This window comes from Streptomyces gobitricini, from assembly GCF_039532985.1.
GTDB lineage: Bacteria > Actinomycetota > Actinomycetes > Streptomycetales > Streptomycetaceae > Streptomyces > Streptomyces gobitricini.
In genome coordinates this window covers 14,999-36,238 of sequence record NZ_BAAASR010000048.1, presented here as the reverse complement: position 1 = coordinate 36,238, position 21,240 = coordinate 14,999, and the positions used below count along the sequence as shown (strand labels likewise).

The 21,240-nt window shown below is 73.4% G+C and carries 17 protein-coding genes and 2 pseudogenes; 13 read left to right on the top strand and 6 right to left on the bottom strand.

Translation table 11 applies throughout. The annotated features are described in order from the left end of the window. The 5 genes and pseudogenes from ABD347_RS28460 to ABD347_RS28440 form a co-directional block, all read left to right on the top strand. Positions 1-798 (top strand): annotated as a pseudogene (locus ABD347_RS28460) (hypothetical protein); the annotation flags it as partial. A gap of 564 nt (positions 799-1,362) precedes the next feature. Then, a complete protein-coding gene (locus tag ABD347_RS28455) occupies positions 1,363-2,205 on the top strand; it encodes a nitrilase-related carbon-nitrogen hydrolase (RefSeq protein WP_344366580.1) in 843 nt (280 codons plus the stop codon). Positions 2,206-2,219: 14 nt separating this feature from the next. Next, positions 2,220-3,524 carry an aspartate aminotransferase family protein gene (locus tag ABD347_RS28450; RefSeq protein ID WP_344366583.1) on the top strand — a complete coding sequence of 435 codons (1,305 nt, stop codon included), beginning with the start codon at positions 2,220-2,222 and terminating at the stop codon, positions 3,522-3,524. Continuing rightward, positions 3,521-4,930, top strand: a complete 1,410-nt coding sequence (gene hydA, locus ABD347_RS28445) for a dihydropyrimidinase (protein ID WP_344366579.1) — start codon at positions 3,521-3,523, stop codon at positions 4,928-4,930. Before ABD347_RS28450 ends, hydA begins: the two co-directional genes overlap by 4 nt. A gap of 12 nt (positions 4,931-4,942) precedes the next feature. Then, positions 4,943-5,944, top strand: a complete 1,002-nt coding sequence (locus ABD347_RS28440) for a TIGR03842 family LLM class F420-dependent oxidoreductase (RefSeq protein WP_344366576.1) — start codon at positions 4,943-4,945, stop codon at positions 5,942-5,944. Positions 5,945-6,146: 202 nt separating this feature from the next. Here ABD347_RS28440 and lplAB read toward each other — a convergent pair whose 3' ends face one another. Further along, positions 6,147-7,202 (bottom strand): lipoate-protein ligase LplAB, encoded by a 1,056-nt coding sequence (gene lplAB / locus ABD347_RS28435; protein WP_344366573.1) that lies wholly within the window; start codon positions 7,200-7,202, stop codon positions 6,147-6,149. A gap of 316 nt (positions 7,203-7,518) precedes the next feature. On the opposite strand from lplAB, the gene ABD347_RS28430 reads away from it, so the two are divergent. The 4 genes from ABD347_RS28430 to ABD347_RS28415 all read left to right on the top strand — a co-directional run bounded on the left by ABD347_RS28430 (position 7,519) and on the right by ABD347_RS28415 (position 12,296). Beyond that, on the top strand, positions 7,519-9,312 hold the full coding sequence (locus ABD347_RS28430; RefSeq protein WP_344366571.1) for a gamma-glutamyltransferase family protein: 1,794 nt from the start codon (positions 7,519-7,521) through the stop codon (positions 9,310-9,312). 64 nt (positions 9,313-9,376) lie between these two features. Then, the gene (locus ABD347_RS28425) at positions 9,377-10,210 is read left to right on the top strand and encodes an inositol monophosphatase family protein (RefSeq protein ID WP_344366568.1); all 834 of its coding nucleotides are present in this window, start codon (positions 9,377-9,379) and stop codon (positions 10,208-10,210) included. A 158-nt stretch (positions 10,211-10,368) separates the two neighbouring features. After that, a complete protein-coding gene (locus ABD347_RS28420) occupies positions 10,369-11,790 on the top strand; it encodes a phytoene desaturase family protein (RefSeq protein WP_344366567.1) in 1,422 nt (473 codons plus the stop codon). Next, positions 11,787-12,296 (top strand): O-acetyl-ADP-ribose deacetylase, encoded by a 510-nt coding sequence (locus ABD347_RS28415; RefSeq protein ID WP_344366566.1) that lies wholly within the window; start codon positions 11,787-11,789, stop codon positions 12,294-12,296. Before ABD347_RS28420 ends, ABD347_RS28415 begins: the two co-directional genes overlap by 4 nt. 502 nt (positions 12,297-12,798) lie before the next feature. On the opposite strand, the gene ABD347_RS28405 is transcribed toward ABD347_RS28415, so the two are convergent. Next, a complete protein-coding gene (locus ABD347_RS28405; protein WP_344366563.1) occupies positions 12,799-13,992 on the bottom strand; it encodes a cytochrome P450 in 1,194 nt (397 codons plus the stop codon). A gap of 153 nt (positions 13,993-14,145) precedes the next feature. Between ABD347_RS28405 and ABD347_RS28400 the strand changes: the two genes are divergently transcribed. The 3 genes and pseudogenes from ABD347_RS28400 to ABD347_RS28390 form a co-directional block, all read left to right on the top strand. After that, positions 14,146-15,645, top strand: a complete 1,500-nt coding sequence (locus ABD347_RS28400) for an AlkA N-terminal domain-containing protein (protein WP_344366561.1) — start codon at positions 14,146-14,148, stop codon at positions 15,643-15,645. Positions 15,646-15,657: 12 nt separating this feature from the next. Continuing rightward, positions 15,658-16,167 (top strand): methylated-DNA--[protein]-cysteine S-methyltransferase, encoded by a 510-nt coding sequence (locus ABD347_RS28395; protein ID WP_344366558.1) that lies wholly within the window; start codon positions 15,658-15,660, stop codon positions 16,165-16,167. 69 nt (positions 16,168-16,236) lie between these two features. Further along, a pseudogene (locus ABD347_RS28390) lies at positions 16,237-16,589 on the top strand (transposase); the annotation flags it as partial. Positions 16,590-16,694: 105 nt separating this feature from the next. Here ABD347_RS28390 and ABD347_RS28385 read toward each other — a convergent pair. The 4 genes from ABD347_RS28385 to ABD347_RS28370 form a co-directional block, all read right to left on the bottom strand. Continuing rightward, positions 16,695-17,018, bottom strand: a complete 324-nt coding sequence (locus ABD347_RS28385) for a hypothetical protein (RefSeq protein WP_344366557.1) — start codon at positions 17,016-17,018, stop codon at positions 16,695-16,697. 393 nt (positions 17,019-17,411) lie between these two features. Beyond that, complete coding sequence (locus ABD347_RS28380) at positions 17,412-18,128, bottom strand: SIR2 family NAD-dependent protein deacylase (protein WP_344366555.1); 717 nt, start codon at positions 18,126-18,128, stop codon at positions 17,412-17,414. 78 nt (positions 18,129-18,206) lie between these two features. After that, positions 18,207-18,698, bottom strand: a complete 492-nt coding sequence (locus tag ABD347_RS28375) for an NUDIX domain-containing protein (protein WP_344366554.1) — start codon at positions 18,696-18,698, stop codon at positions 18,207-18,209. 122 nt (positions 18,699-18,820) lie between these two features. Continuing rightward, positions 18,821-19,111: a hypothetical protein gene (locus ABD347_RS28370; protein WP_344366552.1), complete on the bottom strand. Its 291-nt coding sequence runs from the start codon at positions 19,109-19,111 to the stop codon at positions 18,821-18,823. A 527-nt stretch (positions 19,112-19,638) separates the two neighbouring features. Between ABD347_RS28370 and ABD347_RS28365 the strand changes: the two genes are divergently transcribed. Next, positions 19,639-21,228 (top strand): TROVE domain-containing protein, encoded by a 1,590-nt coding sequence (locus ABD347_RS28365; RefSeq protein WP_344366551.1) that lies wholly within the window; start codon positions 19,639-19,641, stop codon positions 21,226-21,228. Positions 21,229-21,240: the final 12 nt, after the last annotated feature.

The following is a 21,240-nucleotide window of genomic DNA, read 5'->3' as shown; positions in this document are numbered from 1 at the left end:
CCGGCAGCAGCCGAGCCCGCCGGCCCGGCCCGCCCCGCGCCCCAGCCGGCAGCAGCCGAGCCCGCCGGTCCCGCCCGCCCCGCCCGGAAGCGCCCCCGGGGTGCCCGGTACGCCTGGACGGAGGGGGACGACGCCCTCCCGGACACCGCCCCGGCCCCCGAGTCCGTACCCGGCCTGCCCCTCGCCGCCACGACACCGCGCGGGGCCCGCTTCGGCGGGGGCGCCGGGCAGGAGGAGCCGCGGCAGCCGCCTCCCCGGCCGTACGAGGACCCCGACGGGCGCCGTGCCGCCCAGGATGCCGTCGCCGTACTGCTGCGCCTCCGTGCCGAAGGCCGGGGCGGCGAGGCGCACGTCCTGCTCTGCGAGGCCGCCGCCTGGCCTCCGGCCCGGCTGCCCCTGCTCGCCGCCGAACTGCACTTGGCGGGCCTGGGCCCCGACTGGGGCACCCTCCTGTGGGAGGCCGCGTCCCTGCCCCCCGAGCGGCTCGTCGTCCTCGCCGGAGCGCTCACCGCCGCCGGGCGGGACGAGGACGCCCGGCGACTGCTGCGACAGGGAGTCGCCCGGCCCCCGGCGGAGACGGCCGCCGCGGTGCTGGCACTTGACGAGAGCGGCCGCCCCGAGGATGCCCGGCTGCTGATCCGCGCGTTCGCCGGTTCGCGTACCGCCGAGGAAGCCGCCCGCCTCGCCGCTCACGCCCCGCACCGGCTGGTCCCGCCCCTGCTGGCCGCCGCCCCGTCGCCCGCACACCGACGGAGCCTCCTGCACGCCCTCCGTGTCGCGGGCCTGCCCGTCCCCTGACCCTCCGGCGCGCCGCCGCGGCCCCACGCGGCCGAACCGCCCTGACCGGCCCGGCCGGGACCACCCCCGGCCCTAACGGCTGCCTGCCCGGACCGGCCGGCTCCGCCCACGCGCGTACCGGGCGAGCGCCGCCCCGGGAGCAGCGGACACGCCACCCGCGCGAGCAGGCAAGCCACGCCCGGCGAAACCTGGCACCCGCCCGTCCGCGCGAGCCGAAGAGGCCCCGGCCCCCGGGAAGCCGGACGCCCCGGCGAACGCCCACCCGTCCGGCGCGCAGCAGCCATGCCACCCACCCGAGCAAGGCCCCTCGCCCGGGCGGAAGCACAACGGGGCGACGCCCGGCCGCGCGAGCGCCCGCCCGGGGCGATCGGGGCGCGCGACGCGGCGGCGCTCGGACGGTGGTGCTTTTCGTCCGATGTGGACCAGTCGGGTGCGAAACATGATCGACTCCGGCGGTTGATGGCGGCGGTCTTGCCCAGCAGTGTGACGAGGCTTACGTTCGCTTCCTACGCACCCCGTCTACGTGCGTAGAGGCTCTCTGACGCCGTGCCGAAGGAGCAGCTCATGTCCCACATCGTGCGCGCCGCCCTCGTCCAGGCGACCTGGACCGGCGACACCGAATCCATGATCGCCAAGCATGAGGAGCACGCCCGGGAGGCGGCCCGGCAGGGCGCCAAGGTCATCGGCTTCCAAGAGGTGTTCAACGCGCCGTACTTCTGCCAGGTCCAGGAGCCGGAGCACTACCGCTGGGCCGAGCGCGTGCCCGACGGTCCGACCGTCCGGCGCATGCGGGACCTCGCCCGCGAGACCGGCATGGTGATCGTCGTACCCGTCTTCGAGATCGAGGACGCCGGGTTCTACTACAACACCGCCGCCGTGATCGACGCCGACGGCTCGTACCTCGGCAAGTACCGCAAACACCACATCCCACAGGTCAGGGGCTTCTGGGAGAAGTACTACTTCCGGCCCGGCAACCTCGGCTGGCCCGTCTTCGACACCGCGGTCGGCCGTGTCGGCGTCTACATCTGCTACGACCGCCACTTCCCCGAGGGCTGGCGCCAACTCGGCCTCAACGGCGCCCAGCTGGTCTACAACCCGTCCGCGACCCACCGAGGCCTGTCCTCCCACCTCTGGCAGCTGGAGCAGCCCGCCGCCGCGGTCGCCAACCTCTACTACGTCGCCGCCATCAACCGCGTCGGCCAGGAGGAGTACGGGGACAACGACTTCTACGGCACCAGCTACTTCGTGGACCCGCGCGGCCGGTTCGTCGGTGACGTGGCCTCCGACAAGGACGAGGAACTGCTCGTCCGCGACCTCGACTTCCGGCTCATCGACGACGTACGCCAGACCTGGGCCTTCTACCGCGACCGGCGTCCCGACGCGTACGAGGGACTGGTGAAGCCGTGACGAAGGACCTCCACGTGACCGACCTGCACGCCCGCCACAAGGCCGTCATCCCCGAGTGGGTCTCCCTCTACTACCAGGACCCCATCGAGATCACCCACGGCGAGGGCCGCTACGTCTGGGACGCGACCGGCAAGCGCTACCTCGACTTCTTCGGCGGCATCCTCACCACCATGACCGCCCACGCCCTCCCCGAGGTGACCAAGGCCGTCACCGAGCAGGCCGGGCGGATCATCCACTCCTCCACCCTCTACCTCAACCGCCCCATGGTGGAGCTCGCCGAACGCGTCGCTCACCTCTCCGGCATCCCCGACGCCCGCGTCTTCTTCACCACCTCCGGCACGGAGGCGAACGACACCGCCCTGCTGCTGGCCACCGCGCACCGCCGCACCAACCAGATCCTGGCCATGCGCAACAGCTACCACGGCCGGTCGTTCTCCGCGGTCTCCGTCACGGGCAACCGCGCCTGGTCGCCGACCACGCTCTCCCCGCTCCAGACGCTGTACGTGCACGGCGGCGTCCGCGGCCGCGGCCCCTACGCGCACCTGTCCGACGCACGGTTCATCGAGGCGTGCGTCGCCGATCTCGAAGACCTGCTCGGGCACACCGGCGACGTCGCCGCGCTGATCGCCGAGCCCATCCAGGGCGTCGGCGGCTTCACCTCCCCGCCCGACGGGCTGTACGCCGCCTTCCGCGAGGTCCTCGCCCCCCGCGGCATCCTCTGGATCTCCGACGAGGTGCAGACCGGCTGGGGGCGTACCGGCGAGCACTTCTGGGGCTGGCAGGCCCACGCCGCGAGCGGCCCGCCCGACGTCCTCACCTTCGCCAAGGGCATCGGCAACGGCATGTCCATCGGCGGCGTCGTCGCCCGCGCCGAGGTCATGAACTGCCTGGACGCCAACTCCATCTCGACGTTCGGCGGTTCACCCGTCACGATGGCCGCCGGCCTCGCCAACCTCTCGTACCTCCTCGAACACGACCTCCAGGGCAATGCCCGGCGCGTCGGCGGGCTGCTCATCGAGCGGCTCCGCGCCATCACGGCGGGCAACCCGCTCGTCCGGGAAGTGCGCGGCCGCGGCCTGATGCTGGGCGTCGAGCTGGTGAAGCCCGGCACGGGCGAGGCGAACCCGCAGGCCGCGACCGCCGTCCTGGAAGCGGCCCGTGAGGGCGGCCTGCTCATCGGCAAGGGCGGCGGCCACAACACCAGCGCCCTGCGCATCGCCCCGCCGCTCTCCCTGACCGTCGCAGAGGCCGAGGAGGGCGCCGCGATCCTCGAACGGGCCCTGCGCGCGATCCGGCCCGAGGGGGCGACCCGCTCATGAGCACAGCCCGCACACTCGTCCGAGGCGGCCTCGTCATCACCGCCACCGACGAGACCCACGCCGACATCCTGATCGAGGACGGCCGGATCGCCGCGCTCGCCGCTCACGGCTCCACCGTCTCCGAGTCGTGGACCGCCGGGCGGACGATCGACGCCACCGGGAAATACGTCATCCCGGGCGGGGTCGACGCCCACACCCACATGGAGCTGCCCTTCGGCGGGACCTTCGCCTCCGACGACTTCGAGACCGGCACCCGGGCGGCCGCATGGGGCGGCACCACCACCATCGTCGACTTCGCCGTCCAGTCCATGGGCCACGCGCTCCGCGACGGCCTGGACGCCTGGCACGCCAAGGCAGACGGCAAGTGCGCCATCGACTACGCCTTCCACATGATCCTCTCCGACGTGCACGACTCCTCCCTGAAGGAGATGGACCTGCTGGTGGAGGAGGGGGTCACGTCCTTCAAGCTCTTCATGGCCTACCCCGGCGTCTTCTACAGCGACGACGGCCGGATCCTGCGGGCGATGCAGCGCGCGTCCCTCAACGGCGGGCTGGTCATGATGCACGCCGAGAACGGCATCGCGATCGACGTCCTCGTCGAACAGGCCCTCGCCCGCGGCGAGACCGACCCCCGCTACCACGGCGAGGTCCGCAAGGTGCTGCTGGAGGCCGAGGCCACGCACCGCGCCATCCAGCTCGCCCGGGTCGCCGGCGGCACCCCGCTCTACGTGGTGCACGTCTCCGCCGAGGAGGCCGTCGCCGAGATCGCCGCCGCCCGCGACAAGGGCCTCGCCGTCTTCGGCGAGACCTGCCCCCAGTACCTCTTCCTGTCCACCGACAACCTCGCCGAGCCCGGCTTCGAGGGCGCCAAGTACGTGTGCAGTACGCCGCTGAGGCCGCGCGAGCACCAGGCGGCGCTCTGGCGCGGACTGCGGACCAACGACCTCCAGGTGGTCTCCACCGACCACTGCCCGTTCTGCTTCAGCGGGCAGAAGGAACTGGGCCGCGGCGACTTCTCCAAGATCCCCAACGGTCTGCCCGGCGTGGAGCACCGCATGGACCTCCTCCACCAGGCCGTCGTCGACGGGCACATCAGCCGCCGCCGCTGGATCGAGATCGCCTGTGCGGCACCGGCCCGGATGTTCGGCCTCTACCCCAAGAAGGGCACCCTCGCCCCCGGTGCCGACGCCGACATCGTCATCTACGACCCGGACATCCGGCAGACCATCTCCGCCGCCACCCACCACATGAACGTCGACTACTCGGCGTATGAGGGAAGGACCGTCACCGGTCGGGTCGAGACGGTCCTCTCGCGCGGCGAAGTCGTCATCGACCGGCGCACCTACACCGGCCGGGCCGGGCACGGCGTCTACACCCCACGCTCCACCTGTCAGTACCTGAACTAGGAGGCCAGGACAGTGGACTTCGGACTCGTCCTGCAGACCGACCCGCCCGGCTCCGCCGTCGTCGGTCTGATGCGGCGCGCGGAACGCAACGGCTTCCGCTACGGCTGGACCTTCGACTCCGCCGTGCTGTGGCAGGAACCCTTCGTCATCTACAGCCAGGTCCTGGAACACACCCGGAAACTGACCATCGGCCCCATGGTCACCAACCCGGGCACGCGGACATGGGAGGTCACGGCCTCCACGTTCGCCACCCTCAACGACATGTTCGGCAACCGCACAGTGTGCGGCATCGGCCGCGGCGACTCCGCGATGCGCGTCGCGGGCCGCAAGCCCAACACCCTGGCCCGGCTCGGTGAGGCCATCGACGTCATCCGCGACCTGGCGGAGGGCCGGGAGGCGCTCGTCGACGGGCAACCGGTCCGTATCCCCTGGGTGCGGAACGGCAAGCTCCCGGTGTGGATGGCGGCGTACGGCCCGAAAGCCCTCGCCCTGGCAGGCCAGAAGGCCGACGGCTTCATCCTCCAACTCGCCGACCCCTTCCTCACGGAATGGATGGTCAAGGCAGTCCGCAAGGCCGCCGAGGAGGCCGGACGCGACCCTGCCTCCCTCACGATCTGCGTCGCCGCCCCGGCGTACGTGGGCGACGACCTGGACCACGCCCGTGACCAGTGCCGCTGGTTCGGCGGCATGGTCGGCAACCACGTCGCCGATCTGGTGGCCCGGTACGGCGAGCACTCCGGCCTGGTGCCCGAGGCCCTCACCGAGTACATCAAGGCGCGCCAGGGCTACGACTACAGCCACCACGGCCGCGCCGGGAACCCCTCCACCGACTTCGTCCCCGACGAGATCGTCGACCGCTTCTGCCTGCTCGGCCCGCCGGCCGCCCACATCGCCCGGCTGAAGGCGCTCAAGGCCCTGGGCGTCGACCAGTTCGCGGTATACGGCATGCACGACGCGAAGGAGGCGACGATCGACGCATACGGCGCGGAAGTCATCCCGGCGCTGACCGCGTAGGGCGTGAGGGGCAGCCGTTGCCGGACGGACGGACGGACAGACAGACAGACGGGCAGACGGACAGACGGGCGGGCCGGCGGGCTGGGCTTGGCCGCTGTACGGGTGCTGATGGCGCGCCACGCCCGCGCACGGCTACCCACCCACCCGGGCAGCCGGCCGGGTGGGCCGCGCCCCGCCGCCGGTGCCGTCGTCGCCCGACCGGTCAGGGCACGCGGGCCGTCCACTCCGGTGAGCCGAACTTCGTCCGGGCCAGTTCACGCGCGCGTGCCATCTCGTCGCCCGAGACCCCGCCCTCCGAAAGGCCGTACCGCTCGCGGAACGAGCCGATCATCCTCTCGATCACCGTCGCGCGCGGGAGACCCGTCTGGCGCCGCAGCGGGTCGACGCGCTTCCTGGCGCTCCCGGTGCCCTTGTCGGAGAGCTTCTCCCGGCCGATGCGCAGCACCTCCGTCATCTTGTCGGCGTCGATGTCGTACGCCATCGTCACGTGGTGCAGGACCGCCCCCTTGCCACCGGCCAGCCGCTTCTGCGCCGCCCCGGCGATCTTGCCCGACTCGGTGGCGATGTCGTTGAGCGGCTGGTACCACGCCTTGACGCCCATGTCGCCGAGCGCGCCCAGCACCCAGTCGTCGAGGTAGGCGTAGCTGTCCGTGAAGGACAGACCCTGGACCAGGGCGTCGGGGACGGAGAGCGAGTACGTGATGGTGTTGCCGGGCTCGATGAACATCGCGCCACCGCCGCTGATGCGGCGTACCACGGTGATGCCGTGCCGCTCGGCGGCCTCCGCGTCCACCTCGTTGCGCAGCGACTGGAAGCTGCCGATCACCACGGCCGGAGCGCCCCACTCCCACACGCGCAGGGTCGGCGGGCGGCGCCCGGCCGCGACCTCGCCGGTGAGTACCTCGTCGAGCGCCATGTGCAGGGCGGGCGGCTGGGGGCCTTCGTGGACGAGCTGCCAGTCGTAGTCGGTCCAGTCGGTGGCGTGCGCCAGAGCACGTCGTACGGCGACCCCGATGCCCTCGGCGGTGAGCCCGAACATCTGCGTGCCGGGCGGCAGCGCCGCGTCGATGCGGGCGCCGAGCCCCGAGGCGTCGGTGTCGGCGGGCGCGCCCTCCAGGGCCCGGTCGATGGCGGGCAACGCCTCGTCCGGCTCCAGGAAGAAGTCCCCGCCCACTCTCACCCGGCGCAGCACCCCGTCCTCGGTGTCGAGGTCGACGACCACGAGCTTCCCACCCGGAACCTTGTATTCGCCATGCACGTCCCGATCTCTCATCCATCCCCGAATCGACCGTGGTGTCAGCCTATGCCCGTGTCGCACCCCGTCGGGTGGCGGGCCGTACGCGGCCGTAGGCGGCCATTCATGGCTGTACCTGCCATACCTGCCATACCTCCCCGTACCTGCCGGTATCCGCCCGCACATGGCTGTACCGGCGGATGGCGCGGTCCCCGGCCACGACGGAGCCCAGCCGGACGGCACCGGACGGCACCGGGCGGTACCGGACCGCAAGAGGCTGCCGGTAACCTGCTCGCTGGCCGGTCCACCGCCGGGCCGGCGAAGTGAGGTGACAGGCCGGATGTTCACCACCCGACCGACGCTCCGGGGCACCTTCGGGATGGTGTCCTCCACGCACTGGCTCGCCTCGCAGTCGGCCATGGCCGTCCTTGAGGACGGCGGCAACGCCTTCGACGCCGCCGTTGCCGCCGGGTTCGTCCTCCACGTCGTCGAGCCGCACCTCAACGGACCGGCCGGAGAGGTGCCGGTCCTCCTCGCGCCCGCCGGAGGCGAGGTCCGGGTGCTGTGCGGCCAGGGGCCCGCGCCCGCCGGCGCGACCGTCGAGCACTACCGTTCCCTGGGGCTCGGCCTGGTGCCCGGCACCGGACCGCTGGCCGCCGCGGTCCCCGGCGCCTTCGACGCGTGGATGCTCCTCCTGCGCGACCACGGCACCAGACCCCTCGCCCAGGTCCTGCGGTACGCCGTCGACTACGCGGAGACCGGTCACCCGCCCGTGGAACGGATCGGCGGGACGGTGGAGACGGTCCGCGCCCTCTTCGAGAACGAGTGGACCTCCTCCGCCGACGTCTACCTCCAGGGCGGCCGTCCCCCCGCCCCGGGGCGGCTCTTCCGCAACCCCGCCCTGGCCCGCACCTGGCGCCGCCTCATCGACGAGGCGACCGCCGCGGCCGGTGACGACCGGACCGGCCAGATCGAGGAGGCCCGCCGGATCTGGCGGGAAGGGTTCATCGCCGAGGCCCTCGTACGACAGGCCGCGCGCCCCACCATGGACACCAGCGGCGCCCGCCACGCCGGCACCCTGACCGCCACCGACCTCGCGGGCTGGTCCGCGACGTACGAGGACCCCGTCACGTACGACTGGAACGGCTGGACCCTGTGCAAGGCGGGCGCCTGGAGCCAGGGGCCCGTCCTCCTCCAGCAACTCGCCCTGCTGCCGGACGATCTCCCCCCCTACGGCTCCGCCGACTACGTCCACCTGCTCGTCGAGGGCTGCAAGCTCGCGATGGCCGATCGCGAGGCCTGGTACGGCGACGCCGCCGACGTCCCGCTCGGCACCCTGCTGTCCGGACCGTACAACGCCGAACGGCGCGCACTCGTCGACGAGAAGGCCTCCCACGAGCTCCGCCCCGGCAGTCCCGGCGGTCGTCCGCCACGGCTGAGCGGCCACACCCTCGCCGTGGCCCGGGGCCGGCCGGGCCCCGGCGCGCCGGCCGTCCCGATCGCCGCGGGCGCCGGCGAGCCGACGGTCGCCCCGGACGGCACCACCCGGGGCGACACCTGCCACATCGACGTCGTCGACCGGTGGGGCAACATGGTCGCCGCCACGCCCAGTGGCGGCTGGCTCCAGTCCAACCCCGTCGTGCCCGAACTCGGCTTCCCGCTCGGCACCCGGCTCCAGATGGCCTGGCTGGACCCCGGGCTGCCGAACTCGCTGACGCCCGGCCGCCGCCCCCGCACCACGCTCACCCCGTCCCTGGCGCTGCGCGACGGAGAGCCGGTCCTGGCGTTCGGCACGCCGGGCGGCGACCAGCAGGACCAGTGGCAGCTGCACTTCTTCCTCGCCCTCGCCCACGGCGGACTGGACCTCCAGGCCGCGATCGACGCACCCAACTGGCACAACGAGTCCTTCCCCGGCTCCTTCCACCCGCGCGGCATGCGGCCCGGCGGACTCACCGTCGAGTCCCGCACGGCCCCGGCGGTCGTCGAGGACCTGCGCCGTCGCGGCCACGACGTCACGGTCGGCGGGCCCTGGACCGAGGGACGGCTGTGCGCGGTGGCCCGGGACCCGCGCACCGGGATCCTGTCGGCGGCGGCCAACCCCCGGGGGACGCAGGGTTACGCGGTGGGTCGCTGAGCCGTCGTCCACCCGTCATCCGGGCCGGGGCCGGGTTGTCGGCGGGGCGTGCTTAGCTGGACGCATGATCGATGAACTTCTCGATGGTTCCGGGACCCTGTCCGCCGCGGCCGAGGAGGCGGTGCGCGATGCGGCCGCCGCCGAGGTCGTACCCCGCTGGCGACAGCTCGCCACGCACGAGATCGTCGAGAAGAGCGGCCCGCACGATCTCGTGACGATCGCCGACCGGGCCGCCGAGGCCCACCTCACCGCCTCGCTCACCCGGCTGCTGCCCGGCTCGGTGGTGGTGGGCGAGGAGTCCGTCCACGCCGACCCCGCGGTGTACGAGGCGCTGAAGGGCGACGCGCCGGTGTGGATCGTCGACCCGGTCGACGGCACCTGGCACTTCGCGCACGGCGACCCCGGGTTCTGCATGCTCGTGGCGCTCGCGGTGCGCGGCGAGGTCCTGGCGTCCTGGACGTACGCCCCGGCGCGGGACGAGATGGCCGTGGCGGTGCGCGGGCGCGGCGCCCGGCTGAACGGCACAGGGATACGGGCCGGCGCGCCGACACCGGGCGCGGTGCTCGATGTCGCGACGTCCCACCCCGACTACACCACCCCGGAGCAGAAGGCCGCGCTCCTCGGCCTGGACACCGAGGGCGTGCGGGCCCGCCCCTGCGGCTCGGCGGGGCTGGAGTACCTGGCCGTGGCGCGGGGCGAGCTGGACGCGGTCGCGTTCTCCTGGGAGTACGCCTGGGACCACGCGGCCGGGCTTCTTCTGGTCGAGGAGGCGGGCGGTGCCCACGCCACCCTGACGGGCGCCCCGTTCCGCGTCACGGGCGCCAACGCCCTGCCCTTCACCGCCGCCCGCGACCGGGCCACGGCCGACCGCGTACGCGGCCTGCTGGCCGCCCGGTAGCCGGCCGCCGGAGCCGTGAACCGGAGTAGTGCCCGGGACGCGGTTCCCGGGCGCGGAGGAGGGACCGGTCCCGATCACCGGCCCTCCCGCCGGCCGGGCCGCCCACCGGCCCAATATCCTGAGATACCTTGGTCATCGGCTGACGAAGGAGTCCCAAGGTGCCGTCGATGCTCGATGCCGTCGTCGTGGGAGCGGGGCCCAACGGACTGACCGCTGCCGCCGAACTGGCCCGCCGCGGATTCTCCGTCGCCGTGTTCGAGGCACTCGACACGGTCGGGGGCGGAGCCAGGACCGAGGAGCTGACGCTGCCCGGCTTCCGGCACGACCCCTGCTCCGCCGTCCACCCGCTCGGCGTGGGCTCACCGGCTTTCAAGGCCATGCCCCTCGACCGGTACGGCCTGGAGTGGCTGCACCCCGAACTGCCCATGGCGCACCCCTTCGACGACGGCACGGCCGCCGTCCTGTCCCGTTCGGTCTCCGAGACGGCGGCCTCCTTCGGCCCCCGGGACGCCGGTGCGTACCGCCGCCTCGTCGCGCCGTACCTCGGCAAGTGGGACACCCTCGCCCGGGACTTCATGTCGCTGCCCCTCACGGCCCTCCCACGCGACCCGGTCACCCTCGCCCGCTTCGGCATCGACGGCCTGCCGCCCTCCACCTGGCTGATGCGCCGGTTCCGCGACGACCGCGCCCGCGCCCTCTTCGCCGGGCTCGTCGCTCATGTGATCGCCCCGCTCGGCGGCCTGGCCACCGGGGCGATCGGCCTCGTCTTCGCGCTCGCCGCCCACGCCGGCGGCTGGCCGCTCCCGCGCGGCGGCTCGCAGTCGGTCTCCGACGCCCTGGCCGCGTACGTGACGGACCTCGGCGGCGGTGTCCACACGTCCTACGAGGTCAAGCGGCTCGACGACCTGCCGCCCGCCCGCGCGTACGTCTTCGACACCTCGCCGACCGCGCTGGCCCGCATCGCCGGCTTCGGCCGCTTCTACGACCGCTACCGCTACGGCGCCTCCGTCTACAAGATCGACTACGCGCTGGACGGGCCCGTCCCCTGGACCGCCGCCGAACCCCGCCGAGCCGGCACCGTCCAGGTGGGCCCCAGCAGCCGCGAGATCGGCACCGCCCTGGACCAGGCGTCCGGCGGCACGGCCCCCCGCGCCCCGTTCCTGATCACCGCCCAGCCCAGCCTCGTCGACCCGTCCCGCGCCCCGGAGGGCAAGCACGTCTTCTGGGTCTACGGACACGTCCCGCACGCCTGGCGGGGCGACCTCACCGACGCGATCGAGCGCCAGATCGAGCGGTTCGCCCCCGGCTTCCGCGACCTGGTCCTCGCCCGCGCCACCGCCGGCCCGCCGGAGCTCGCCGCCCGCAACGCCAACTACGTGGGCGGCGACATCGCCTGCGGCGCCGCCAGCGGCCTCCAGCTGCTGTTGCGCCCCAGGCTCTCCCTGTTCCCCTACAGCACCCCGCACCCGGCCGTCTTCATCTGCTCCTCCGCGACCCCTCCCGGACCCGGGGTCCACGGCATGTCCGGGCACAACGCGGCCAAGGCGGTCTGGCGCCACCTGCGGAAGGCCCCCCGGTGAACATCACCCTGGTACGCGGTGACATCACCGAGCAGCGCGTCGACGCCATCGTCAACGCGGCCAACTCCTCCCTCCTGGGCGGCGGAGGTGTCGACGGCGCCATCCACCGCAAGGGCGGCCCCGACATCCTCGCCGACTGCCGCGCGCTCCGCGCCTCCCGGTACGGTCGCGGCCTGCCCACCGGCCGCGCCGTCGCCACCACCGCCGGCCGCCTGGACGCCCGGTGGGTGATCCACACGGTCGGCCCGGTCCACTCCACCGCGGAGGACCGCTCCGAGCTGCTGGCCTCCTGCCACCGCGAGTCCCTCCGTGTGGCCGACGAACTGGACGCCCGCACGGTCGCTTTCCCCGCCATCTCGACGGGCGTCTACCGCTGGCCCCTGGCAGACGCCGCACGCATCGCCGTAGAGACCGTACGGACAGCGCGGACCCAGGTGGAGGAGGTCAGGTTCGTCCTCTTCGACGACCGGGCGTACGAGGCGTTCGCCGAGCAGCTGACGTACTGACGTACTGACGTACCGACGTACTGACGTGCTGATCGGCGGACGGACGCCGGTCAATGGTCGGAGCGTTGCCGCCCCGCGGTGCGAAGGAACGGTTGCGGTAGTCCGTCGGCGTCGTGCGGAACTTCAGGAGGTGGTCATCGCCGGGTTCATGACCGATATGCGCCTGGCCTGCACCGCGTCCGGGGCGTTCCTGCGGGGCAACCGGCCCACCGTCGTCGCCGACGCTTGTGCGCCCCGCCCCCCGGGGGACGGTGGCTGCCGACGCGTCGGCCGACGAACTGCACGCGATCGTCATCCCTTCGGCGGCATCGCTGAGCCGCAGGGGATGGCCGAGCCCAGCGTCGTCCCGGGCAGAGGCAGAGGCAGAAGAGGGAAGAGGGAGGCCCCGTCGCGACGGGGGAGACACGACGGGGCCGTGACTGTCGTCTGCCCCGGCTCCGTGCGCTCACACCTGCCGATCCGCCCCGATGCCGAAACGTTCTCGACTGCCCCCTCGCGCCGCCTACCAGGTGACGTGGAGGGCACCGGGAGTGCTGGTGATCAGCGAGGGGACCGGCGGGGCGGGTGGACCGGCGAGGCGGAGCCCGGGGAACCGCTCGAACAGCCCGGCGAGGGCGAGGCGCAACTGGAGGCGGGCGAGCGGCGCACCGACGCAGAAGTGCGGCCCGTGCCCGAACCCGAGTTGGCGGGCGCGGCCACCGGCACGCCGGGGCTCGAACCGGCGCGGGCCGTGCCGCGGATCACGGTTGGCCGCCGCGAAGCACAACAACAGGGCGTCGCCCCCGCGCAGCGTCCGGCCGCCCAGCTCCAGGTCCTCGGTCGGGAACGCGAAGGGCAGGGCGTAGACGCTCGAGTCGTAGCGGATGCCCTCCTCCACGACCGCGTCCCAGCCCATCCGCCCGCTCAGGGCCGGCGCGAGCTCCTCCGGGTGGGCGAGCAGGGCGTGGACGGTGTTGACCAGCGCGCCGGCCGTGGTCTCGAACCCCGCGCCCAGGAACAGCCACAGAGTGTCCACGAGTTCGGCCTCCGACAGGCGCTCGGAGTCCCCGCGGAGCAGGTCGGTCACCAGGTCGTCCCCCGGCGCCACCGCCCGCGTCCTCACCAGGTCCGCCAGGTACGCGTTGATGTCGCGCGTCAGCCGGGCCGACTCCTCCGGACCGAGCGCCGACCGCGAGAACGCCCGCCCCACGAGGCGGAGGACCTCCGGCTGGTCCTCGGGCGGGATCCCGAAGAGAGCGCAGAGCGTCCGCAAGGGAAGCGGCAGCGCGTAGGCTGCCCGCAGATCCACCGGCCAGTCCCGCGACCCCGCCTCCAGGCCGTCCAGCAGCGCGTCGACGGTCCGCGTGACCGTGGGCGCGAGCGCCTCGACCCGGCGGGCCGTGAACGCCGCGGCCACGGCCCGCCGCAGCCGCCGGTGAGCGGCGCCGTCGGCGGTGAGCATCCACTTCCGCGTGAGGTGCGCCAGCATCGGCCAGTCGGGCGGGACCTCTCCCTGCCGCAGCGCCCGCCAATGCTCGGGGGAGCGGGCGAACCGGGGATCGGTGAGGACGGTCTCCAGCTCGGCGTGGCCGACGACCGCCCAGCAGTGGACCCCGCCCGGCCACTCGGCCGGAGCGACGGGACCCCACCGGCGCAGTTCCTCCGCCTGCGCCCGCAGGTCGGGGGAGTGGGGGTCGAGAAGGATCCGCTCGGTCATCATGCGCCCCCGGGCTGTCGCGACATGGCGTGAGGTGATGCTCTCACGCGGTGACGACGGGCCGCCGGGGAAATTCGGCACATCCCTGGTCGCGGAAGGCTGATGTCGTTTTCCCGCCAGCGGCACCCGGCCGCGGTGCTCGATGCTGGAACCATGCACACCGACACCGAGCGCTGCGTGCGGGCCGTCCGGTCCAAGGACGCCCGCTTCGACGGCTGGTTCTTCACCGCCGTCCTGACCACCCGCATCTACTGCCGGCCCAGCTGCCCGGTCGTGCCGCCCAAGCCCGAGAACATGGTGTTCTATCCGAGTGCCGCCGCCTGCCAGCAGGCCGGTTACCGCGCCTGCAAACGGTGCCGGCCCGACACCAGCCCCGGGTCGCCGGAGTGGAACGCCCGCGCCGACACGGTCGCCCGCGCCATGCGCCTCATCCGTGACGGCATCGTCGACCGCGAGGGCGTACCGGGCCTGGCCGCCCGGCTCGGCTATTCGACCCGGCAGATCGAACGCCAGCTGCTCGCCGAGCTCGGCGCCGGACCGCTCGCCCTGGCCCGCGCCCAGCGCGCCCAGACGGCCCGCGTCCTCATCGAGACGACCCAACTGCCCATGGCGGACGTCGCGTTCGCCGCCGGGTTCGCCTCCGTACGCACCTTCAACGACACCGTCCGCGAGGTCTTCGCCCTCGCCCCGGGCGAACTGCGCGCCCGCGCCGCCCGCGCCCACGCCACCCACGCCACCCGTGGCGCCGGCCCGGCACCACGGACGCCGGGAGCCATCGCCCTCCGGCTCCCCCACCGGGCTCCCCTCAACCCCGACAACCTCTTCGGCCACCTGGCCGCGACCGCCGTCCCCGGCGTGGAGGAATGGCGCGACGGCGCCTACCGGCGCACCCTCGCCCTTCCGCACGGTCACGGCATCGTGGCCCTCACCCCGCACCCCGACCACATCGCCTGCCGCCTCTCCCTCACCGACCCGCGCGACCTGACGCTCGCCATCAGCCGCTGCCGCTGGATGCTCGACCTGGACGCCGACCCGGTCGCGGTCGACGACCAGCTCCGCACGGACCCCCTCCTCGCGCCACTGGTCGACAAGGCGCCGGGCCGGCGCGTCCCCCGCACCGTCGACGCCGCCGAGTTCGCCGTACGGGCGGTACTCGGCCAGCAGGTCTCCACCGCCGCCGCCCGCACCCACGCCGCCCGGCTGGTCACCACGCACGGCACCGCCGTCGACGACCCCGAGGGCGGGCTCACCCACCTCTTCCCGGGCCCCGAGGCGCTGACCGCGCTCGACCCCGAGGCGCTCGCGTTGCCCCGCAGCCGCCGCACCACACTCACCACCCTGATCGCCGCCCTCGCGGACGGCTCGCTGCGGCTCGGCCCGGACAGCGACTGGTACGAGGCCCGCGCCCACCTCTCGCGGCTGCCCGGTTTCGGCCCCTGGACGGTCGAAGTGATCGCCATGCGGGCCCTCGGCGACCCCGACGCCTTCCTCCCCACCGACCTCGGTGTGCGGCATGCCGCCGCCGGCCTCGGCCTGCCCTCCACCCCCGCCGCGCTCACCGCCCGTGCCGCCGCCTGGCGGCCGTGGCGCGCGTACGCCGTCCAGTACCTGTGGGCGACCGGCACTCACCCCGTCAACCACCTGCCCGCGTAAGGGAGTCCGCCGATGAACCGACGGCACACCGTCATCGACAGCCCGTACGGCCCGCTCACCCTCGTCGCCACCGACGGCGTCCTCAGCGGCCTGTACATGGCCGACCAGCGGCACCGCCCGCCGGAGGAGACCTTCGGCGACCCGGATCCGCGCCCCTTCGGCGAGGTGGTCCGCCAGCTCGACGCGTACTACGCGCGCGAACGCACCGAGTTCGATCTGCCGCTGCGCCTCGCCGGCACGCCGTTCCAGCGCGGCGTCTGGGAGCAGCTGCGGAAGATCCCGTACGGCGAGACCCGTACGTACGGTGAACTCGCCGAGCTCCTCGGCCGACCGGGCGCGTCCCGTGCCGTCGGCCTCGCCAACGGCAGGAACCCGGTCGGGATCATCGTTCCGTGCCACCGTGTCATCGGAGCGAGCGGCGGACTGACCGGATACGGCGGCGGCCTGGGCCGCAAGCAGCGCCTGCTCGCCTTCGAAGGCGCCCTGGGCAGCGCGCCCGCCGCCGAGGACGCGCTCTTCTGAAGACGGCCGAAGGCGGACCGGGGGCGCCCGAGCGGCCGAAGGCGCCCGAGCCGCGAAAGGCGGGTCCGGCTGGAGCCGCACCTGTCGGCGTCGGGACTGCGCGGCGGTCGGTGGGACGATCACCGGAGGGTGCTCAACGGGATCCTGTTCCGGGCGCGTACGGGCATACCGTGGCGGGGCCTTCCGGAGCGTTTCGGCAGCTGGAAGACCGTCCATGAAGGGCACCGGCGCTGGTCCGCGGAGGGAACGTGGGACCGAATGCCGCGTGCCGTCCAGGCCGACGCCACCTTGCGGGCCGGATCCACTGGAGCATGGTCAGCGTCGACTCGACGTCCTGCCGTGGCCACCAGCATGAGGCCGGGCGGGTCAGGCCGCCCCGGGGCCAACGAGGTCGAGCGCACGATCAACCGGACCAAGAACTCCCGGGCTGTTGCCACCCGCTACGGCAAGAGGGCCTGCGTCTTCCGCGGCTCCGTCGCCACCGCCGCAATCCGCTCATGGCTTCGGCCGTGATCCGACGACATCCTTCACGCGCCTGAAGGATCGGCGTGGTCCGGGTTTCGGCGGAGCGGCAGCAGCTGGCTGAGAGCAATGAGGAGGAGCCCAGCGAGCAGGAAGGCGTTTCCGCCGAAGAAGTGGACCTCCCAGGAAACGCTCGGCAAGATGTGAAAGTACAAGAGGCTCTGCAGAAGCGCGGACGCGCCCGTGAGCAGGGCGCCGAGGCCGTGGAGCTTCGGCCTGGTGACATCGCGACGCGCCGTGGGCAGGACCCACCCCGTCCGCAATGTCACGATTCCCAATGCGATCGCCAGCAGCCCCAAGAACCCGGCCGTTCCTACTACCCATGCCATGGTGCCGCTCCGCTCCGACCGCTGACAGGCCAGGAACGCACGTTACGCCCGGCCCGGGGATGCCCACATTGTCGCTGGACCTGGTGGTGCCTGCCCATGCCGGTGCCAGGCAATTCCCGCGCTTCTCCACTGCCGTCTTTGCGCCGGCTGCTCAAGGTCCGCCGGACAGTGCCCAAGCCGCCCAAGGCACCCCAGCCGCCCGAGCCGCCCAGGGCACCCCAGCCGTCCAAGGCACCCGACGCGACCAGAATCGACCCCAATCACTGGGAGGCGGCCCGGTGCCTCCCGCGCCCCGCGCCTTCCGCGCCTGCGCGGCCCCCCACGAGCCTCCAGCGCCTCCCACGAGGGCCACGAGGCCGATGAGGCCCATGAGGCCCACGAGGCCCGAGACACTCAGAGGCGTTTCAGCAGCGACGGGATCGCCGTGCCGATGGGCTCGCGCACGATCTCCTCGGCCAGCTCGTCGTACGGTGTCGGCTCGGCGTTCACGATGATCAGCCGCGCCCCGTGCTCCGCGGCGATCCCGGCGAGCGACGCGGCCGGCTGCACCTGGAGCGTCGAGCCGACCGCGATGAACACCTCGGCGGCCTTGGCGATCCCCATCGCCTCACCCAGCACCACCGGGTCGAGCCGCTGGCCGAACATCACCGTCGCGGACTTGAGGATCCCGCCGCACGCCCGGCACGCCGGGTCCTCCTCACCGGCCTCGACGCGGGCCAGCGCTTCCTCCATCGACGACCGCGCGTCACACCCGGTGCACACCACGGCCCGCGCGGTGCCGTGGAGCTCCAGCACCTTGCGCGGCGGCATCCCGGCGAGCTGGTGCAGGCCGTCCACGTTCTGCGTGAGCACGCGGACCGCGAAGCCCGGCGTCCGCTCCAGCTCGGCGATCGCCCGGTGCGCGGCGTTCGGTTCGACCGGCGGCCTCGCGGCGTCGCGCCGCATCCGCCACGCCCGGCGCCGGATGTCCGGGTCGGCCATGTAGTACGCGTACGTGACCAGCTTCTCGGCCTCCGGATCGCGCCGCCAGAGCCCGTTGGGACCACGGTAGTCACTGATGCCGGAGTCCGTGGAGACACCGGCGCCGGTCAGGATCGCGACGAGAGTCATACCGCGGAGGCTACGCAGCGTCCCACCGTCACCGCGAGCGAATTGGCCGCGGTCCGGCAGCCGCCGGCGCTCCGTCCCTCACCGCACCGGGCGGCCGTTCTCCAGCTCCAGCGCGCCCCGTCCGGCCGCCAGCGCGTCGAGCGCGGCCGTCACGCGGAAGCCCAGCGAACCGAGCAGATACGTCGGCAGGTCCTCGGGCTCCACCAGCTTCCAGGAGATCAGTTCCTCCTCCTGGAGCCGGATCGCCCGGAACTGCTCGCCCTCCAGCACGCCGCCGTCGTACACGTAGGCCACGATCGGCGGCCGCGCGGTCCCGTGCACCCAGTCGACCGCGAGCAGCGGGCCCAGCTCCACGTCGAGGCCGATCTCCTCCAGGGTCTCCCGCCGGGCGGCCTGCCTCGGGGTCTCCCCGGTGTCCGACTCGATGGTGCCGCCGGGCAGCGCCCAGCCGTCCCGGTAGTTCGGCTCGACCAGCAGGACACGGCCTTCCCCGTCACGGAAGAGCGCCGCGGCGCCGGCCAGTACGCGGGGGAGTCCGGCGATGTACGCCGCGTAATCGGTGGTGGTCACAGGGGCAGCCTAGTGCGCGATCCCACCCCGGCCGCTGCGGCCGCCGCGCCGCCCGAGCGGTCACGGAAACCCTCACGGAAACCCTCACCGAGACCGTCACGGAGACCGTCATCGAAAACCCGTCACGGAGACGGCAGGGACGGCGACGGTACGACGGCCCCACCACCGTCCCGTACGGCCTCCACCACGGACTCGTGCAGATCCCTGCTGTCCCTCTCCGAACGGCACGGTACGGGGCTGCCCGTCATGGTGAACCACTCGGAAGCCCCGCTGTACTGGACGGCGATCTGAGCCTCGCCGCCCGCCCATGTGGTGTGCACGGTGACATTGCCCGTGACGATTCCCAGCTCGTCGGTACGAACCCCGCCACGACCCGTGTACACGTCGGTCGTCGTCCACGATGCCCACGTCATGATGGCAGCGTCACACGAATGGCGGACAGTCGCGACTCGGGCCGCGGGCGAAGCCCCCGCCGGATATTCCGTGGCGCGCGGCGGACCGGCCTCCCTACAGTGATCAGCGTCCAGGTGCGAAGGCAGGACCTACTTCCACTGCTAATGGGGCGGTCATGGGTTCGAGTCCCGTCTCCGGCGTCAGGCCGGTGTAGCTCAGTCGGTAGAGCACCTTGTCGGTTCCGCCGGCCTTGAACTCTGGACGCCTGTACGGAACGCACCTCCCGGTGCGCCGGCCGCGGCTACTTCCTTCCAACGAAATCACGCCGCCGCCACCTTGATCTCGGGAGGCGCGGCGGACGGGGTGCCCGGTGCGAAGGCAACGGATACTTCTCAGGGGACAGCAGGGCGCGGGTTCGAATCCCGCCACCGGCCGCGCGCCGGTGTGGCTCAGCGAGGTGGAGCGGCTGTTGTGACGGCCGTCGCCGGCATGCGACCTCGGGCACCCCGTCCGCCGTGCGTCCCCACCGAATTCGGGGGGAATTCACATGGCACGCTTCAACATCCGCCGGACCGCCGCCGCGGCCGTCGGCCGCGCGGTCTCGCCGGTCCGGTCGGCCGGCCGCACCACCACCCACCAGGGCGGCGCCGGTGTGCTGCGCGACCCGCGCTCCGAGCTGTTCCTGCTCGCCGTCGCCAACTTCGTCACGCAGGCGAACTTCTACGAGTCCGGCGGCGCCCGCGACGACCGGTTCGCCGCGCTCGTCCGCAAGCTCGCCGTCGAGGACCCCGAGTGGACCGCCGGGCTGCTGCGCTGGCTGCGCGGCGAGGCCAACATGCGTACCGCCTCGATCGTCGGCGCCGCCGAGTACGTCAGGGCCCGCCTGGAGGCCTCCGCCACCGACGGGCCCGCGAACCGCCAGGTCATCGCCTCCGTCCTCCAGCGGGCGGACGAGCCGGGCGAACTCCTCGGCTACTGGACCTCCCGGTACGGCCGCAATGTGCCCAAGCCCGTCAAGCGGGGCGTCGGCGACGCCGTCCGGCGCCTCTACAGCGCCCGGTCGCTGCTGAAGTACGACACGGCCACCAAGGGCTACCGGTTCGGCGACATCCTCAACCTGGTGCACGCCGCGCCCGACCCGGCCAAGCCCCGGCAGGGCGAGCTGTTCCAGTACGCCCTGGACCGCCGCCACCGCCCCGGGACCGCCCTGCCGCCCGCGTCGAGCCGGATGCTCACCGCCCACCGGGCGCTGATGGAGCTGCCGGTCGCCGAGCGGCGCGCCCTGGTCACCGGCCCCGACGGGGCCGCGCGGCTGGCGGAGGCGGGCATGACCTGGGAGGCCCTGGCCGGCTGGCTCCAGGGGCCGCTGGACGCGGCCGCCTGGGAGGCGGTCATCCCGTCCATGGGCGCGATGGCGCTCCTGCGGAACCTGCGGAACTTCGACGAGGCGGGCGTGAGCGACCGGGTCGCGGCGGGCGTCGCCGCGCGGATCTCCGACCCGGAGGCCGTCGCCGCCTCCCGGCAGTTCCCGTTCCGGTACCTGGCCGCGTACCAGCACGCGCCGTCGCTGCGCTGGTCGTACCCGCTGGAGCAGGCGCTCGGCCACTCGCTGGCGAACGTGCCCGCGCTGCCCGGCCGCACCCTGGTCCTGGTCGACCGCTCCGGCTCCATGTGGGCGCCCCTGTCACAGCGCTCGCAGCTCAACCGCGCCGACGCGGCGGCCGTCTTCGGCACGGTGCTGGCCCTGCGCGCCGCCGGCGCCGACCTGGTCGAGTTCGGCACGAGCAGCGCGCCCGTGCCGTACCGCGCGGGCGAGTCGGTGCTGAAGGTCCTGGACCGCTTCCACAGCCTGGGCGGCACCAACACCACCGAGGCCGTACGCGCGCACTACCGCGGCCACGACCGGGTGCTGATCGTCACCGACGAGCAGGCGGCCTACAGCCACTACGGCGACCCGACCGCCCAGGTCCCGGCGCACGTGCCGGTCTACACCTGGAACCTCGCCGGCCACCGGCCCGGCCACGCCCCTTCGGGCACGGGCAACCGGCACACCTTCGGCGGCCTCACGGACGCGGCGTTCCGCATGGTGCCGCTGCTGGAGGCGGGGCAGGCGGCCGACTGGCCCTGGTCGGCCTGACCGGCGCGCCTG